An 18,436-nucleotide genomic window follows, 5' to 3' on the forward strand; every position below is an offset into this window, starting at 1 on the left:
CCTCAAGGCAGGAACCGGTGCACTTTTTTGCACATCGAAATTCTTCCTATGGTTATCGCTATATCAGCAGCCCACGCAGCCGCTCCTCATTACCTTTCATCCAGTCTACCCGTTCTCTCAGCGTTCTGATTTGCTGCACAGCCACTTCAGGCTCATCTGTACCTTCGAACAACCGACTGATAAAGTGCATGACCACATCCAGACTTCGAAGCAAAACAAGCTCTGGAATTACACTCAGCTCCTTTGGTTCCAGGCTGACCTGTTGTCTGAATCCCTGGATTAATCCCTCCAAAGCCGCCCAAATCCATGCTTCATCCTTGTCCATCGTCAGAAGGTCAGACATGGGAACAGCAAGCTCCATCACCCGCAGATCCCATGTGGCAAATTCAAAATCCAATATGGCACATATGCCTTCCTGAGAGTCTGCCAATACATTGGATGCATTCAAATCCCCATGTACCAGTTGATGCGGCAAAACCTCCATACCTCGCAGCGTATCGAACAAGTCTGGCAACACCATCCTCAGCTTCTGCAGGTCATCCGCACATGCCATGAGCGTATCCGGGGGTGAAGTGCATAGTTGTAACAGTTTCTCCGGTGAACAGAGCGGGTAAGCCTCCTGAATTTGATAATAGGGCGGGTAAACGGGAGCCAGAGATATGGGAAGACTCGCCATAACAGAAGATAACATTCCCGCCGCCCGGCCCAGTCCGATCAGTTGATCGGGTGTAATCCAGACCGGATTGTGGCCTTCACGATAATGGAACAAGGTTACGATTTTGGTATGGCCTGTTAGACGATCCTGTACGGTAAGAAATGTCGTATCTTTATCATCAGGAAGGCTAACGGGTGCAGGCACATCAAACTCCAAATCTGAACGCAATAATGCAGACAACACCTCGTGTTCAAAAGCAATTTTCTCTTGATCGTTATGCGTTTCATACTGCCTAAGCACGTAACATTCTTGGTCTATCTCTACCATGAAGGTAGAGTTGTTCATTCCTCCCCTTCCGCGCTGAGCGTTCCAATGGGACGTGAATCCATATGAGGATAAAACTGTAGATATCAGCTGCTGTTCTGAATCGTTTAGGGAATCTGAATCGATGATGTGCACCAAAAATAACTCCTTTATCTCACGTAATACAACCTCTATATGTCCTCATCTTAACGGAAGTATTTCTTTCGGTCTAGTCAGCTCTTCGAGGTAATCGTCATTCTAAACTTTAACCCCACTTTAAACCCTGCTGATCAGGCAAAAGGATAGTATCCTGTACGATTTAGCTGTTCTGCAATTACGCGATAGCCTTTTGCATTTGGATGAACCCTGTCCCAAAATAACAGTTCACGTTCACGCCCTTCAAACCGGTCATAGATCTGGGCACAGGCATAGTTCCCCGATCCCACACCATTCAGAAAGGAATTATATTGCCGCACCCAATATGATGCTTCGGCTGCTTGCGGATACGGGTTGTACAACCCAATCGTACGAACCAAATATAAACTGTTGCCTTTCAACTGCCGGATGTGCCTCATAATCTGGGACACGTTGCTACGCGTTTCGCCAAGCACCTGTGTCATTTTACTTGCGTTCGGGATCCCGCCACTCGCTTTGAACGTACGAATCAGATCGTTTCCACCAATCGATAATGTAATAATATCTGCTTCACGCAGCGATTGCCGTACTCTTGGATTGTTGGATATCATCTGCAGCATTTCCCCTGACGTAAGTCCATTCACTCCAAGGTTATCCATCGATACAAACGTACGTACATTCGTTTCTGCCATTCTCCGATATAAAGGAACAAAGCCGGTGCCCAGCAGCGCTCCTGTACCTACCGTTAATGAATCTCCTATAGCCACATATCGATATACCATCCCGCCGCCCCTCTCTGCCATGTTATAACTACTCCATATACAATTCCTATATATCGTATGAGAGGAATGCAGACAAGGCGCGGGATGGTGTCCGTAGGCATACACATTTATTTGTCGTTTCACGGTTTTCTTGCATAAAACAATACAGAAAGCCCCGCCGGCAATGCCAGCGGAGCTGTTCTTTAATCATTTGATTACATGCCTATATTACGATCCGATTCAACGGAATCTGCCTGTTCCTTGTTCGGGAATGGCCACCAGTTGGCACGGCCAAACATTTTCACCATTACAGGAACGAAGAATGGCAGGAATAGAAGAGAATACAAGATTAGACCGCTGAGTACAACCGTCGCAATCTGCATCATTGAAAGTACTCCCGATGGATACATGGCGGCAAAGGTACCGCTCAGAATAACGGCTGCAGACAGAATGACTGTACCCATGTTTTTCATGGCATACAGCATGGCATCCTGTACTTTCATTCCTTTATTCTCATTGAAACGATCCATCAGGAAGATGCTGTAATCCACCCCGAGTGCAATCAGCATGACAAAGCCGAAGAACGGTGTAACCCAGCTGATGCCCGAGAATCCAAGTATATTCACAAAAATGGCTTCCGTCAGGGCCATGGAAGTGAAATATGCCAGCAACAACGAGATGATGAGATACAGCGGCATAATGACCGAACGGAGCAGCAGGACCAGAATGATAAACGTTCCTGCAAGCATCAACATGACCGTGCGTGTATAGTCGTTGTTGGAGACTTCCTGCAGATCTGCAAACGTACTGGTTACCCCGCCAATGGCGATATCCGCTTTTTCAAGTGCACTTCCCTGTACAGCACGATGTACAGCAGCTTCGATATCCGGAACCCGATCAATCGCTTCTGTCCCATATGGATTTTCGGCAAAAATAACGTCAATCGTCATCGTTTTCCGATCCTTGGACAGATACGTATCGAATACCTGCGTGAAGTCTTTACTGTTCAGTGCTTCTTCAGGAACATACCAGCCTGCCAGATCGGAATCAGGAGAATTTTGCAATTGTGTCAGGTAGTCCTGCGCTGAATCGAGTCCACCTGAAACCTGTTCGATTCCATCTACACTCTGATTAAGACCATCCGTCAGTTGCGTCAGTTGACCACTCAGATCCGAGAAGCCTTGCTGAATTTTCTCCTGACCACCCTGAAGCTGACCAAGTCCGTTCTGGATGGAAGGAATTTCACTTATGACTTTACCTTGACCGTCAGCGGCCTGTTTGAGACCGGATTGCAACTGACTGATTCCCGTCACAATCTGACCCAGACCATCGGCAAGTGCCTTCTGTCCGGAAGCTGCGGAGGCAAAGCCTTCGTTAGCCTGATTGATTCCAGCCGCGGCTTCGCCCAGCTTGGATTGAATTTGACCCAATCCTTGAGCGAGCTGTGCCGTTCCGGTACCCGTCTCTCCAAGGGTTCCTTTGATACGCTGATAATCGGCGTCTTGCAGCAAATCAGGATAGCGCTCCTCAAGTGCTGTGAACGATTCATTCAAGCTGGTCAACGCTGTAGATACACCTGTGAGCTGTTGTTGCAGTTCACCTACGCCATCACCCAGGGCAGCGACACCTGCTCCTGCCTGACGATAGGCTTGAAGCAATTGATTGTTCGCTTGTGCAAGTTGATCAGCACTCGTTTTGGCTTTCTGAAGTCCGGCTTTCAGTTCCCCGGCACCTGAGGAGCCGTCACGGATTCCTTTTTCAATCTGCTGAAGTCCTTCAGATAACTGTGTAATACCCGATTGCAACTGGGAAGTACCCTTCGACAGTTCTCCTGCTCCATCAGCAGCTTCTTTAAGCTGTGGTTCATTTTTGCTTAACTGACTGCTGGCCTCACTCAGACCATCACGGATTTTATCCAGACCCGTCTTTCCTTCACCCAGTCCATCAGATAATGTCCCCACTTGTTGTGTTACTTCAAAATCTTTGATCTCATCACCGGTTGGACGTGTCATGCTGCGGACACCAGAGATACCTGGCACCTTCTCCACTTCCCGGCTGATCTTCTCGGCGAGCGCCATATATTTGGCGTTGTCCATTGCTTCATCATTCTGGATGACGACCTGACCCGGCAAGGATTCACCCGGACCGAAGCTGTCCGAAATGATATTGAATGCTTTGACCGAATCATATTTGTCACCAATTTCATCGAGACTGTTAAACGACAGTTTGCCGTCGTAAGTCGCCAGTAATGGCACACATACCGCTGCAACGATGAGCAGGGCTGCCCATGGACGTTTCAGGGAGAAACGACCGGCTGCACCATAAATCCGGCTCTCGGCATGCTCCAGTGAACCCTTGGAAGGCCAGAACAACCTTTTGCCCAGCACCGCCATAAAAAATGGAACAATCGTGACTAATGCCAGCATCATCACGGCAATACCGACAGCGACCGCTACCGCAGAACGATACAGCATAAACTGTGCAAAACCAATGGCAATGAATCCAACCAGCACGGCGAGTGCGGAGAAGAATACCGTTTTGCCTGCTGTGCGATAGGTAGCGATAATGGCATCCCACGTATTTTCATGATGAGCCAATTCTTCCTTGAACCGGCTAATCAACAGGATGCAATAGTCCGTACCAATCCCGAACATGACCGCCACCATAAAGATCTGTGTAAACGTCGAAATCGGGAAGTCTAGTCCGTCCACAAGGAACGCGACAATCTGCTGTGAAACAATGTAGCTGATCCCCACCGTAAGCAGCGGAACAAATGGAGCTACGAATGAGCGGAATACGAGGAACAAAATGAGCAAAATAAATACAACCGTAATGTATTCCGACTTCTTGAGCCCCTCTTGGGAACTCTCCACCGTATCCTCATCAATTAAGCCTTTACCGGTTATGTAATGCTCCACATTGACCGATGACAATGCTTCATTGAGGTCTTCGCGCATTTCCTTGACTGTACGATCTCCCTGATCAATGGAAAGCGATGTTAAGATCGTCTTGCCATCGGCAGAAATCATTTTGTCTGATAATTCAGGCTGAGAGAATGGCTCCAGTATGGACAGAATGCCCAGTTTCTCTTTTTCGGCCTCCAGTTTCTTAACAGCCTGTTCTGCCTCTTCTTTACCATCGGCACCCAAACCATTCGGATTATAAAATACAAGAGCCAGCTGGCTGCCCTGCTGCTCTCCTTTTTGTGCCGCGGCTTCTTCCAGAATCGCCGCTGCCTGGGTGGAGGAGTGCCCTTCAGGAACCGAGAACTGTCCCTTTTCCCGAATCAATTCACTCATGTTAGGGGCGGTGAACATCAATACGGCAGCTACAACGACCCATAGCCCCATCAACCACCATCGCGCTTTCAAAATCGTTCTCATTCGTTCTCCTGTCCTCCTTCATGCGTTAGCAAAGCGGCAAGCTTCTCAAAAGATTCAATGAAATTTTGGACCTCTTCCGGTTTAAAATGAACCAGATACGGCTCCAAAAGCTGCTGTATTTCCCGTTCCGTTTCCTTGTATACTTCCCGTCCGTTATCCGTCAGGGTTAAATACACAACTCTGCGGTCGCGCTCATCTCCCGCCCGATGGACCAGATCCCGATCCACCAGCTTGTTGACCAGTGCGGTGATACTGCTTTTTCCCACACACAGAAGCTCTGCCAGATCGGAGGGCGTACAAAGCGGTTTCTCTTTAATCATACGAAGTGCACAGAACTGATCTGTGGTAATGGTTTGGCCCAGCCGTTCACGTATCTGGGTATCAAACCGTTTGGTTACCAGGAAAGAAGCATCCAAATAGCGGTTAACCAAACTTTTGGCATCCGGTGTGTTCATCCTTGATTCTCCTTCCTCCCAAATATAGTTCATCCATCGAACTATTCTTCAATGAAACTATTCTATAATGAAACTATATTGCAAAGCAATACGTTTTTCCTATTTTTTAAGTGAACGACAAAAAACAGGACGTCTGACTCGGCTGCATCGCCAAATCCAACATCCTGTTATGATATGCTCTCTTTATGTTACACAGTAGTAGACCGATACTAGTCTTCGTCTTGCCCCTCGTCCTTCTCCAATACACACCGGAATCGTTCCACACCTGGATATAATTCACCCAGGCTATACACTACGAATCCTGTATTGCGATAAAACTCTACAGCTTCCACGTCGGTCTCCGCGATCAATCTGTCAGGATTATATTTGGCCAGCACCTGTGAAATCATGCCGCGACCATAATTTTTAAAACGGTTCTCTGGCAGGACTGCGATATGATGAATGGTGACCTCACTAGCTCCTGTTTTCTCATATCCAATCAGGCCTATCAGCTGGCCTTCGTCTTCATAACCGTCCAAATGCAGCTCGTCCTTGTTAACATAATGTTGTAACGCACGATTCAGATGATCCGGATCCGGAAAGACCGAGTAAGACAGCAGTTCCTGCACTTCCGGCTCCTGTATGCGTGATTTCAAATGAATTAACACCCTGATTCCTCCTATAACTTGCTTGTTTCCGTTATCGTATTGTAGTCGTTAGCCTGTAAAAGTTCAAGTCATGTACCGTTCCAGCTCCGATTGAATGACATTCGTCATGCCTTCCGGTACTAGGATTCCTGCCAAATGATATGCATCCAGCAGCGCACCTCCAACTGCCGGCCCATTGCTGGTAATGTACTGAATTTGTTGTCCTCCCGGTTGATAGGCTGCATCCAGCCCCTTACGGACGGCTTCCACCATATAAGGTGTACACAGACAACTTCCTGTAAGCGTCATCGATACCTGCTGATCTTTAAAACACGATGCAAGTATGAGAATACCTACAACAGCCGTATCCGCTGCTGAGTCACATACTCTGAACGCAAGGGGAATATGGTCGGCAGCGGCTTTAGTCACCAAGGGAGCCATTTGACCAAATATCCGATTGAGGGCCTGTCTGTTTTCAGCAAAACCTGATACGCCCAGTTCAGCAAGCTCGGGAATCGAATTTACATTCCAATAGGCTAATATCTGCTCAATCAAGGGCTGATCCTGGCGCCCATAACGACCAGCAAGGATCGAATGCACCGCGTCATAAGCCAAAAAACGTGCTGCTGTTGGCGCATAGTGGCCAAACTGATCATTGCGAAGCCAGGTCCCCTGTTCCGTTTTACCCAGGATCAGAGAGCCCGTGCCTCCAATAGCTACAATGCCCGGCTCACCACCAAAGGCTGCTGTATGTGCAATTTGCGTGTCATTTACCGCGCTGATTATGCCAAGGATACCGGTTTGGGCGAGCAATGCTTCAGCCCAGAGCGTATCTTCAGGCCGATCCAGCCCTGCCATCCCCGCCTGAATGGAAGCAATCTGTCCTGCTTCTACCCCGGCTCCGGCAATGGCTTCAGCGATGCCGTCCAATACATGCTGCTCTGCATTGGCATCATGATAACGGTTGCAACCACCCTTTTGCACGTATGACAGAACCCTTCCGTGCTCATCGGCCAATGCTACACGTGTATGGCTTCCCCCGCCATCCATCCCAATCACATATGTACTCATTCTTATCCCCCATGTTCTGGTGTGATGATTTCCCATGTCCCATGATGCTTCTCGCGATGTTCCTATTGCTATCGAGTCATACGTCTGCCGGGGCCAAACTACTCGATCCCGGCAGAGCTGTTATTGCTTCTGTGCAGCGAAACGAAGCAGTTCACAACGGAACTGTGTCGGTTCATCATATTTTTCCTCTTCGATCGTCTGTGTTACATGTTCCTGGAGCAGAATATTCCAGTCAGCATAAGCATTTTCCAGTAATGCGACAGCCTCAGCTGTAGGTAGATTCAATTCAATCAACGGCTCAATTGTTCGGCCGGTGTTGATTTCCATTTCCTCCACACTTGTACTCATCGTAATACAATGTATGCCGCCTCTGCGTGTTCCCACTTGTAATCGTTCTATAGCTTCAATCAAAGCTTGTTTATTAGAAACATGTTCCAGACAAGAGCAAGCAGCAATATAATCAAAATGATCCGGCTCAATAGCGTAATGCTCAACATCCGCTTTCTCTACTTGTACAATATGATCAACCTGATATTCTTTCGCATATTTGCGAAGTCCATCTACAGCCTCATCCAGCAAATCCACACCGATAACTTCACTGTTCGTTTGCCCGAGACGCTGTGCAATCGGTATCGTATGTCTGCCTACACCGCATCCCAAATCCAGAACACGCAGCTCCGTCTTATGGGCAAGCAGACGCTCCAGCATGTCCATAACCATTGGCATAGGCCTTGACATCCAGGTACCGGACGCAAATAATTCATTATTCTGATAGAAGTTGGAATGGTAACCTGCCTCTGCTTTCCTTGCAGCCTCAAACTGTTTATTTTCCATAAGAGCACCTCCATGGCTTAGAAGTTAATCGTCAATGTCCCCGAACCTGCGAACAGAATAATGGTTAGTATGACTATGACTACAAATGCCCCGGTGACGAGCAGTTTACCTGTGTCCCGCTTATACATACTGTCATTAAATAACATCACACCGCCAATGACCATGGCTACCGGAGGAAGAAATAATGTCATCAGTACAAGCAGCACCATTGAATATTGATCCAACACGGATTCTTCATATTCCGTCATGTATGGTTGGTCAGGCACAGCTGTTTTGGTCACAACGAGATTGCCGCAGGATTTGCATTTGAACTCATCCTCTGCCATTTCTTCATGACAATACGAACAAACTCTAGGTGTACGTGGCATCTCACACCTCCCCTTTAAGTACATCTTCTACTTAATACCCTGGATGCTTAAATGGAATCAGATGAATGTGACAGGCTCTTTGTCAAAAAGGATTCAAGTACCTCCTCATATCGGGTACGATCCACCTGGAATGCTGTCCCATGACCCGCACGAGGAACAGTTAGCAGTTCCTTTTCTGTCGGACAAGCTTCATACAATCTATAAACCATTTCCGTTGGCACGAACGTATCCGCCTCACCATGAATGAAAAGAACCGGGACTTGAACTTTGGCGAGTTGATTTAATGCGGACGCTTCCCCAAAGAAATAGCCCGCTTTCCACCTGGAGATGAGACTGGTTACAGGAATAAACGGAAATGCGGGCAGCTTGTATAGCTGCTTGAGCTGGAAGGTCAGCTCCTCCTTCACTGAGGTATACGCACAATCCGACACGATGGCCTTCACCTGCTTGGGAAGAGCTTCACCCCCTGTCATCAGTACGGTAGCGCCTCCCATTGAAATTCCGTGCAAGATGATCTCCGTTTCTAAGCCGACCTTGTCGAGAACCCAATGGACCCACTGAACATAATCCTTGCGGTCCAGCCAGCCAAATCCGATGATGTTACCTTCGCTTTGGCCATGACCCCGATCATCCGGCATCAGCACGTTATAGCCATGTTTTTCCGCATAAAAGCGAGCAAAACCCGCCATTTCCCTGCCTTTTCCCGAATAACCATGCGCCAGAATAACCGTTCGATGTTGCGATCCGCTTCGAGAAGGAAGCCATGTCCCGTGCAGCTTTAATCCATCATGGGATTCCATATCTATATCTTCGGTTGGCTGCGAATTAAGCCACGCCACGTCAGACGCACTGCTGATAATTTCATTATCCGGCTCGGGCATCAGATTCGGATTATCAACCAGAAATGATTTTGGAGCACGACGAATGGCAGTTTTGAAGAAGTAAAGCCCACCAAACCATAATAGAGCAAGAACGATTAGCACCAGAACAGCAAGACCGTATAATAACATGAACATTCCCTCTCTTTCAGACGAACTTCCACGTGAAACATATATGTATATACTATCTATCGTTTGGCAACCTTTCCAGACACGGATGCTTGTTGCCACTTCTGGATCACGTTGCTTAGAGCTTCAAGCGTGAAGGGTTTGCCGATAAAATCATTCATCCCGGCTTCAACACATTTCTCTTTCTCTCCATCCATAACATTTCCTGTCATCGCAATAATTGGTATGGAGTGCCGCGACACATTCTCTTCTATGGCCCTGATTTTGCGTGTCGCCTCCAGTCCGTCCATTAGAGGCATCATATTATCCATCAGGATCAAACTATAATCTTTGCTGAGAAAAGCCGTGATAGCCTCTTCCCCATTGGAGACGGTATCCACCCGGGTTATGCCCAGCTTTTTGAGCTGCATCAGCACAACCTGCCGATTAATGGCGTTATCGTCAGCGAGCAAGAGCGATATCGGTAAGAATGTATGCACCTGCTCCTGACTTTCCTTATTGCGATTCATCTGATTGGATATCGGTTCGACCGTTCTGCGCAATGATTTCATTTCGCCATGTTCATTAGACATCACATGATCACTCTCCTAATCGCGAATTATGCCATACTGCGTATAGGAAGGCTTCATTCATCCTACCTTTTTCACCAGCTTCAAATGCCTGGACCGTTCCCGCTCAAATACAACCCATCTATCATTATACATGATCGATGAATGGGCATGTGTTCAGCCCATCATTAATCTCAACTAATTTTCTATAATTTGAAATTGTCCTGTAAGTGATCTAACGAGTGACTTCTGTTCTTCAGATATAAAAAAACTGACCTGCGTAATTAACGCAAGTCAGTTTTCCCCTCTGCAGCGAGTCCAAGCTTTTTTAACAAACGAATTGCATCCGCCTTTTCCGAGGGTTCCAGTCCATCCACTGCATCAATGATCACCTGGTGGTGCTGAGGAAAGATTTGTGTAAACAGATGTCTTCCTTCCTCCGTCAATTCAGCATATATAACACGCCGATCTTCCTTGGATGCTCGACGAATCAGCAGATTTTTGTTCTGAAGCTTGTCCACAACATACGTGATATTACCGCTGGACATTAATACTTTTTCACCGATCTTTTGCAACGCCTGCGGCCCTTTATGGTATAACAAATCAAGCACGCCAAATTCTGTCGTATTCAGTCCATGACTCTGGATATCCCGATTGGACCTGGATGTAACGGAATTGTATGCGCGAGCGAGAACCACAAATAATTGTAAAGACAGTTCCCGATTGTCCTCGTTGTTCGGCATTTCTATAATCCTCCATCAGTTGTTTACATTTCGACCTGCGTCTGGGACCGTATCTGCTCCCACTCTTCGCGCAGCATTCCCATACGAATTGAATCATAATGCTGGCCATCCACGATGCGGCATTTGCGCATACGTCCTTCCACCTGAAGCCCCGCCTTCGAAGCTGAACGCATCATTCGCTCATTGCCTGACCATGTTGTTAATCCAACCCGGACCAGTGGCAATTGCTCGAATAAGTAACCGGACCACATCTGAAGTACTCGCGTGCCGATCCCATGCCCCCATTGGGCGGAACGATATAGCAAGATTCCCATTTCCAGCCACAAGGATGGACGATGCTCCCAATAATAGCTGATTGTGCCGACAATTCGGCCATTCAACTCAACAATTCGAATGGAGTCCGGGTCAGAATTGTGCTTGGTCGCTTCAAGTGTTCTCAGCATGTTCCGTTCGAAGTCTTCGTAGCTCTCGTGTTCAAGCGCAAAATATGGCGCATCCCATTTTTTCCATTCCGGGACATCTTCACTGTAGATTAATTCATAGAGTTCAGTCAGATCCTCTTTTTCCACACATCGAAGAGAAATTTCTCCATCGACTAACGGGTTCTCCCTCATCTATACAATGACCTCGCTTTCAGTTCAGGAACGATGACGTTCATCGATGCTGCCATCACTCTTCGCAAGAATGACGGTGTCCGCCATATTAATAAACAGTCCATTATCGACAACACCGGGCAGCATATTTAACTGAACGTTAAGCTCCGCAGCTTGTTCTATGGCTTCCATGCGGCAATCCGCAATGAGGTTTCCATTATCCGTAAGATACCGTTGATCCCCATCCATACGCCATTCCGGGTTACACCCAAGTTTCTCAAGCGCCTCGAAAGTCCACTCTGACGCAAAAGGAACCACCTCAACTGGCAATGGAAATTTCCCCAGCTTTGGTACTGCTTTGCTGCCGTCGGCCACAATAATCAGCCTGTCGCTGTTTGCAGCTACAATTTTCTCACGTAAAAGCGCACCTCCGCCACCCTTGATCAGGTTAAACTCAGGGTCAACTTCATCTGCACCGTCAATGGTCAGATCCAGACGTCCAATCTGATCGAATGGAACGATCGGAATCCCCCACTCCTTGGCGAGCTTGTCCGATGCTTCCGAGGTAGCTACCGCCTGAATGTTTAACCCTTCGCGTACCCGCTCACCAATTCGACAAATAGCGTAATACGCCGTTGAACCTGTACCCAACCCAACCTTCATTCCATCTTGAACATATTCTGCCGCGCGCTCAGCTGCTATCTGTTTAAGATTCATCTATAAACCCCCGCTGCTCATGATTTAAGAAATGCATACTGTAGTTATTATAGATAAAACCGCTTCCGATGTATATCTGTGCAATGAGGTATTCCACTGGGAAACTTGGCCTGTTTCTCTGCTTCACATGCATCATTGATCATGCTTATGTATGTTCTTGGTTAGATTAAATGCCAAATCCAAACATCATTTCCTTTACATTCTCCCCCTTGGTGCACGATTGGAAAGGCAGACGATAGGAACATTTCTCTGTCATTTGCCTTATTTTCTTCAAAGTTTAAGGATGTTTTTTAACCCACCATGTTATAGAATACAGAATGAAACTAAAAAATGGGAATTATTTTAAATAAACAGTTCTAAATACCTACATCTTACTTTCATATGTCCATAAATACGTAAAATATTAAAAAAGTTTTAACAAAACTATTCAATCTGACGACATTTTATACGACATATTAAGTATAGATGTGTTTTAATAATTAGACACCTATAGGTATCCAGGTAAAAATATCTCTACATAGCGACTACAAACCCAAGACCATGGTCGCACATTATGCCTTTGGAGGGGATTAAGAAATGATGTAATTGGCGTCATGAAAGCAACCAAAATATATGTTTTTAATTCAAAAGAAGATCAGGAGTGGACTTTAGTGAAATCATTAAGTTGGAAAAGTATGTCATTTTTCTCGAAAAATCTGTTACTATCATTTACGAACATTATCATTATCGGTGTGGCGCTTATTGCCAGCAGCTACTATTTTCAAAAAACGATTCTTGTAGATCAGTTACATGGTCAAGTAGAACAAATCACCAAAAAATGGGCAGAAGGTATTGATTCCACTGAAGTACAGTCTGCTATCACAGAAGGCAGTTATGATGGAAAAACACAAACCAAATTGCGCGCCTATTTCGATGAAATGCAGCAATATTATCCCAACATTGCCCAAGCCTACATCTTTGGCGTTGAGCTCGGTGGAGATAACAATCGGTTAACTTCCCTTGTCGCCATGCCAACCAATCTAAAGGAAGCCTTCCAGAGTGAAAATGTAAAGATTGGCGATATGTATGAACAGCCTGTCGTTGTGGCAAATGCACTCAAAGAAATGTTGAATACTGATCGTCCAACATTCACCACATTTTATTCCGATGATTTCGGAACTTGGACAACCATCGCTTATCCGATCAAGGATAGTAACGGCAAGATTTATTCTTACTTTGCAGTTGATGCAGACGCATCAGCGGTACCGGCTGGGCTGAACAAATTACTTAAAAACGGAATTATCATTCTGGTAGCTTTCCTGCTGCTGTTCCTGATTATCCAATATCTTGTTGTCAAAAACACGCTTTCCCCTATTCGTCACCTGATCAAAGGGATTGATGACGTAAGTCGGGGTAATTTGAATGTCAAGATTCCAACTGGTAAAGACGATCTGGGAATTGTGAATGAAAAGTTCAATACCATGGTTCGCAAGATTAACGATACTATCGTTAAAGTGCAAATTACTTCACAAGAAGTCAATGAGTCTGCGAAGGAATTGTATGAAGTCTCTGAGAGAAACAGCGAGAATGCTGATTCTATCAATAGCAACGTTACTCAGATTACATCCAATATTCGTGCACAGGAACAGGCAACACGAGATAGTGCACGTGCGATGTCCGAGATGGCTATTGTTATTCAGACTATTGCCAGCAGTTCAGCCAGCGTAGCTGACGAAGCCTATGAGATGGAACGCCGTTCACAACTAGGAAACAGTGTTGTTCGTCAGGTATCCGAACAGATGAATCTGATTACGGAATCTGTTAAAAATACCGCTTCTGCCATTCAGGTTCTGGAGAGCCGCTCTCAGGAAATTGGCGATATTCTGAATATTATCTCAGGTATATCCAGCCAAACGAACCTGCTTGCGCTGAATGCATCCATCGAAGCAGCACGTGTTGGTGAGGAAGGCAGAGGATTCGCAGTTGTAGCGGGTGAAGTACGCAAGCTTGCTGAGCAATCCGAACAATCCACGAGCCAGGTTGCTGTACTGATCCAGGAGATTCAAGCTGAAATCAGACAAGCCGTTCGTGCGATGGAACAAGGTACTTCCGAAGTGGATACCGGCCTCAGTGTAGCTGATCAAACCGGTCAATTGTTCGAGGAAATTCTGGAAGCAGCCAAAAAAGTATCGAATCAGATTCAGGAAGTATCCAGCGCTACTGAAGAAATCTCTGCAGGTACAGAAGAAATGACAGCAACTGCGGATGATTTGTCTGCCAGCGTGAGTAAGACAGCTGATAACAGTGAACGCATCTCTTCATCCGTTGATGAACAAAAAGCTTCTCTGATTACACTTGTTGATTCTTCTACCCGTTTGAACACGATGTCTGAGGAACTGCAAGAACTGATTTCTCATTTTAATGTAAGCAAAATATAATTCAATCCAAAATTGAACGGTTTGAACCAAGGAGGATAAACTGAAGTGGTCAAAAATCAATCATCGTCTTCCCACACAATGGAATCTGGCCTGCCGGTTCTTCAGATTCCACTGGATTATGGGCGCCGTCAACAAATCTTCTCTTATGAGTCTGCTCATATACCACTAGAAAAGTCTCTGGGGCGGGAACTCCAACAGAAGTTCAACTCAGAAAACGTGTATCCAGTTTTACTGACTGCGTATGCAGCATTATTATTCCGTTTGTCAGGGGAACAGGAACTTGCCATTGGCACGTTAGCTCCAGACCAGGCAGCTTCCCATGTGTTATTGCAGATTCATGGCAAGTTAACCTTCAGTGAGCTTGTACGTCAGATTTCAGATCAACTTCAGCACCATCATACGCTCCAAACTGGAGGAAACCCGGAAACCCTGTTCATGTTTAATCGTGTCCAGTTGCCTCAAGCTCCTCAATTGTTAAATTGGAATATTCGTGATGATCAGGATATGCTCATGCTGGATCTGTTCTACGACAGTTCACTTCTGAATGAATCCACAGTCACAAGATATGCGGAGTATTATCAGACCCTGCTTCGCGCCATGCTGCGAAATCAAGACAAAGCAATCGGTACAGTGGACATTTTGTCCGCTTCAGACCGGTTGTTATATAGAGAAATGAATGACACCACCGTGCTCGAACCGGAGCATCAGACGATTCATGGCTGGTTCGAAGCGACAGCAGCCCAGTATCCTGAATCACCGGCAATTACCTCTCCAACCAGCCGGTACACGTATAGAGAACTGAACGAACGTGCGAATCAGGTTGCCCGTGTGCTGTTATCCAACGGATTGCAAAAAGGAGAATTTGTCAGCATCTTTATGGAGCGGAGCCTGGAAACGATTATTTCTTTGCTCGGTATTCTCAAAGCTGGCGGAGTATACGTTCCTGTTGACCCTGAGCATCCACAAGAACGCAACAGTTATATTGTCGAAGATACAGCTTCATCATTTGTCCTGACCAAAGAGTCCTCTTTACTTGAAGCTTCACGGTTATTCTCAGGTATTACTACTGTTCGCCAAATCCTTGCCGTGGACGGACGCCTTGCCGGATTTGCAGCAAGCAACCCCAATCTGGATATTCAACCAGATGATCTGGCGTATATCATTTATACTTCAGGATCTACCGGCAAGCCCAAAGGTGCACTTATTGCCCATCGGGGTGTTGCCAATCTCGGTAGTGTTGTGCAGCGGGATTGCGATATTAAACCAGGTGACGTATTAACCCAGTTTGCTACATACAGCTTCGACGCATCAGTGTGGGATACGATTGGCGCCTTGTTCTACGGAGCAGAATTATACCTGTTATCGGCGGAGGAACGTGTATCCGTTGAAGAGTTTGCGAGTGCAATCGAGCGCACAGGCACAACGATTATTACGATACTGCCAACCATCTTTTTCAACCAGCTGGCTTCCTTCCTTTCAGATGAAGGCTTCCACAAGCTGGCTAAAGTCAAAATCATTACCGTGGCCGGAGAAGCTCTCTATGGTGAGCAGGTTCGTGCCTTCCAACGCAAATTTGGCAACCAGATTGATATTGTTAATGTATATGGACCCACGGAATGTACAGTAGCTACAACGACCCACCGTATTAGTGAGCAAGTTCCGGAAGGTGTCGTTAATATTCCAATCGGAAGACCGATTCATAACTATAAAGTGTATATCGTCAACGAAGAACAGCAACTCTGCCCGGTAGGCGTCCCTGGCGAGGTATTTATAGCGACACCTGCCCTGGCTCAAGGGTATCTGAACCAGCCAGAGCGCACAGCTCAGGCATTCATTGATAATCCTTTTGCCATCGATGAGAAAATCTATAAGTCAGGCGATATAGCCAAACTGCTCAATACCGGATTACTGGAATATGTCGGACGCAGCGACTCGCAATTAAAGATTCGGGGTCACCGGATTGAAATCGGAGAGATCGAGGATCATTTTGCCCGTCTGGAGCAGGTCCAGGATGTCGCCGTGATTCCCAAGAAGGAATCGGATGGTCAAAACATGCTCGTGGGATACTTTACATCCAAAGATGGCAGTACACTTTCCGTTGCGGACATCAAAGCCGAGCTAACCGTTAAGCTCCCTTCCTATTTTGTACCGAAATGGATATGTCAGCTCGACGAAATGCCGATCGCACCGACAGGAAAAATCAATCGCAAAGCGATGGTTTCTCTGCCTCACGTCGAGCGTCATGAAGATCGTCCTGATCGGGTACTGCCGGAGACGGAAGCTGAAGCTATTATTATGGAAGCATGGAAAGAAATTCTTCAGCACGATGACTTTGGTGTGGAGGACAGCTTCTTCGCCATTGGCGGCGATTCCCTTCGGGTCATCCATGTGCTGGTCATTCTGAAGCCGCATTATCCGCAGCTGAAAATTGCTGACTTTTTTGCCAAAAAGACGATTCGTGCTTTGGCACAGCATGTGGAGACGCTGGCTCAAATAACAGAAGTTACTGCCCATTCCTCAGTGCGTGAGGGCGTAATCACCCAATTGTCAGAACATCCTGTAGAGCTGAGATCCCAGATTGGTTACCCCGATATTCTGAATCCCGAGCATGTACTCTTGACCGGGGCTACCGGATATCTTGGTTCCCATGTACTGCAGCAGTTGATTCTAACTTCGAATACACGCATCTATACTCTTGTTCGCCGCCCTGCAGATGGAAGCTCTGCGATGGATCGACTGAGCAACGTCATGAAGGGTTACTTCGGGCCAGAATTACTGCCTCTCCTCGCATCCCGTGTCGAGATTATCGAAGGTGATCTGGAGCAACCGAATCTTGGTCTTTCTGCCGAGCAGACGACTTATGTGCAAGAACGAATTGACCGTGTGATACACTGTGCCGCTGATGTACGACATTTCGGTGATGCAGCACAATTCGCCAAAACCAACGTGGATGGAACCATCGCACTGCTTCATCTTATTCGCAGCAAGCCGGGTGCTTCCTTCCACCATGTATCCACGATGGGGATTCCGGAAGATCTTGCACTCAGTGGACAGTGGGAGACCTCATTGCAATATGACCGCTTCCCTGCGGATTTGCACGTGGACAACCTGTATTCGGACAGCAAGCTTGAAGCCGAGAAAGTGCTTATGATTGCTGCCGAAGAGGGTGTGCCTGTGAGCATCTATCGTGCTGGTAATCTGACCTGTCATTCTGAAACGGGACGCTTCCAGTCCAACATCGATAGCAATGCCTTTTATCGTATGATTAAAGCGATGTTATTGCTGGGCAAGGCTCCAGCAGCCGACTGGATGGTTGATTTTACGCCGATTGACTATGCAAGTCAGGCAATTGTTCATCTGGCATTGCGCCAAGACACAGCAGGACGTGTATTCCATATCTGTAATCCGGAGCCGATCAGCTACGATGATCTGATTCGTTCTGTGAATCGGGCCGGCTATAACGTGGAGACTCTGCCCTTTGCAGAGTATACCAACTGGTTATTCGATGGCAGTGTTAGCAAGGACCCTGAGGCGCTTCAACTGGCAATCGCACAGCTTGAAGGAGACGGTGCCAAGGATTCTGCATACGTGTATGCTTCTCCTGTAACAACCGCCTATGTAGAACCAGCCGGAATTACTTGTGCCAAAACGGATGATCGTTTCATCTCAAACATGCTAGAGCATGCCATTGAGATTGGTTATTTTCCTAAGGCCGTACGACCGCATTATGGCACTTCTTCAACAAAGGAGTAAATTCAATACCGTAAATGCATGTAGTGTAGTGCATCCACTGAAAAAATATTAAGAAGCCACCCAACGT

At 46.7% G+C, this 18,436-nt stretch carries 15 protein-coding genes; 2 read left to right on the forward strand and 13 right to left on the reverse strand.

Annotated features, from left to right (window positions below):
- Positions 1-58 precede the first annotated feature (58 nt).
- The 13 genes from QP794_RS00005 to rpiA form a co-directional block, all read right to left on the reverse strand.
- Positions 59-1,000, reverse strand: a complete 942-nt coding sequence (locus QP794_RS00005) for a phosphotransferase enzyme family protein (RefSeq protein ID WP_285074370.1) — start codon at positions 998-1,000, stop codon at positions 59-61.
- Positions 1,001-1,248: 248 nt separating this feature from the next.
- Positions 1,249-1,896: a GDSL-type esterase/lipase family protein gene (locus QP794_RS00010; protein WP_285074371.1), complete on the reverse strand. Its 648-nt coding sequence runs from the start codon at positions 1,894-1,896 to the stop codon at positions 1,249-1,251.
- A gap of 173 nt (positions 1,897-2,069) precedes the next feature.
- Positions 2,070-5,237, reverse strand: a complete 3,168-nt coding sequence (locus QP794_RS00015) for an MMPL family transporter (protein WP_285074372.1) — start codon at positions 5,235-5,237, stop codon at positions 2,070-2,072.
- Positions 5,234-5,692, reverse strand: a complete 459-nt coding sequence (locus QP794_RS00020) for a MarR family winged helix-turn-helix transcriptional regulator (RefSeq protein WP_285074373.1) — start codon at positions 5,690-5,692, stop codon at positions 5,234-5,236. The genes QP794_RS00015 and QP794_RS00020 overlap by 4 nt, the downstream gene beginning before the upstream one ends.
- A gap of 209 nt (positions 5,693-5,901) precedes the next feature.
- Positions 5,902-6,339 carry a GNAT family N-acetyltransferase gene (locus QP794_RS00025; RefSeq protein WP_285074374.1) on the reverse strand — a complete coding sequence of 146 codons (438 nt, stop codon included), beginning with the start codon at positions 6,337-6,339 and terminating at the stop codon, positions 5,902-5,904.
- 63 nt (positions 6,340-6,402) lie between these two features.
- Positions 6,403-7,389, reverse strand: a complete 987-nt coding sequence (locus QP794_RS00030) for an N-acetylglucosamine kinase (RefSeq protein WP_285074375.1) — start codon at positions 7,387-7,389, stop codon at positions 6,403-6,405.
- A gap of 120 nt (positions 7,390-7,509) precedes the next feature.
- Positions 7,510-8,223, reverse strand: a complete 714-nt coding sequence (locus QP794_RS00035; RefSeq protein WP_285074376.1) for a class I SAM-dependent methyltransferase — start codon at positions 8,221-8,223, stop codon at positions 7,510-7,512.
- Positions 8,224-8,240: 17 nt separating this feature from the next.
- Positions 8,241-8,591, reverse strand: coding sequence for a hypothetical protein (locus tag QP794_RS00040; RefSeq protein ID WP_285074377.1), 351 nt, complete (start codon positions 8,589-8,591; stop codon positions 8,241-8,243).
- 47 nt (positions 8,592-8,638) lie between these two features.
- Complete coding sequence (locus QP794_RS00045; protein WP_285074378.1) at positions 8,639-9,601, reverse strand: alpha/beta hydrolase; 963 nt, start codon at positions 9,599-9,601, stop codon at positions 8,639-8,641.
- Positions 9,602-9,657: 56 nt separating this feature from the next.
- Positions 9,658-10,170 carry a response regulator gene (locus tag QP794_RS00050; RefSeq protein WP_285074379.1) on the reverse strand — a complete coding sequence of 171 codons (513 nt, stop codon included), beginning with the start codon at positions 10,168-10,170 and terminating at the stop codon, positions 9,658-9,660.
- Positions 10,171-10,430: 260 nt separating this feature from the next.
- Positions 10,431-10,889, reverse strand: coding sequence for a MarR family winged helix-turn-helix transcriptional regulator (locus QP794_RS00055; protein WP_024630132.1), 459 nt, complete (start codon positions 10,887-10,889; stop codon positions 10,431-10,433).
- A 23-nt stretch (positions 10,890-10,912) separates the two neighbouring features.
- The gene (locus tag QP794_RS00060) at positions 10,913-11,458 is read right to left on the reverse strand and encodes a GNAT family N-acetyltransferase (RefSeq protein ID WP_285074380.1); all 546 of its coding nucleotides are present in this window, start codon (positions 11,456-11,458) and stop codon (positions 10,913-10,915) included.
- Positions 11,459-11,527: 69 nt separating this feature from the next.
- A complete protein-coding gene (gene rpiA / locus QP794_RS00065) occupies positions 11,528-12,199 on the reverse strand; it encodes a ribose-5-phosphate isomerase RpiA (protein ID WP_285074381.1) in 672 nt (223 codons plus the stop codon).
- A gap of 674 nt (positions 12,200-12,873) precedes the next feature.
- Here rpiA and QP794_RS00070 point away from each other — a divergent pair.
- Both QP794_RS00070 and QP794_RS00075 read left to right on the forward strand, forming a co-directional pair.
- Positions 12,874-14,616: a methyl-accepting chemotaxis protein gene (locus tag QP794_RS00070; RefSeq protein ID WP_285074383.1), complete on the forward strand. Its 1,743-nt coding sequence runs from the start codon at positions 12,874-12,876 to the stop codon at positions 14,614-14,616.
- Between the two features lie 45 nt (positions 14,617-14,661).
- On the forward strand, positions 14,662-18,369 hold the full coding sequence (locus QP794_RS00075) for a non-ribosomal peptide synthetase family protein (RefSeq protein ID WP_285074384.1): 3,708 nt from the start codon (positions 14,662-14,664) through the stop codon (positions 18,367-18,369).
- Positions 18,370-18,436: the final 67 nt, after the last annotated feature.

The organism is Paenibacillus sp. UMB7766-LJ446 (assembly GCF_030226665.1).
Classification (GTDB): Bacteria; Bacillota; Bacilli; order Paenibacillales; family Paenibacillaceae; genus Paenibacillus; species Paenibacillus vandeheii.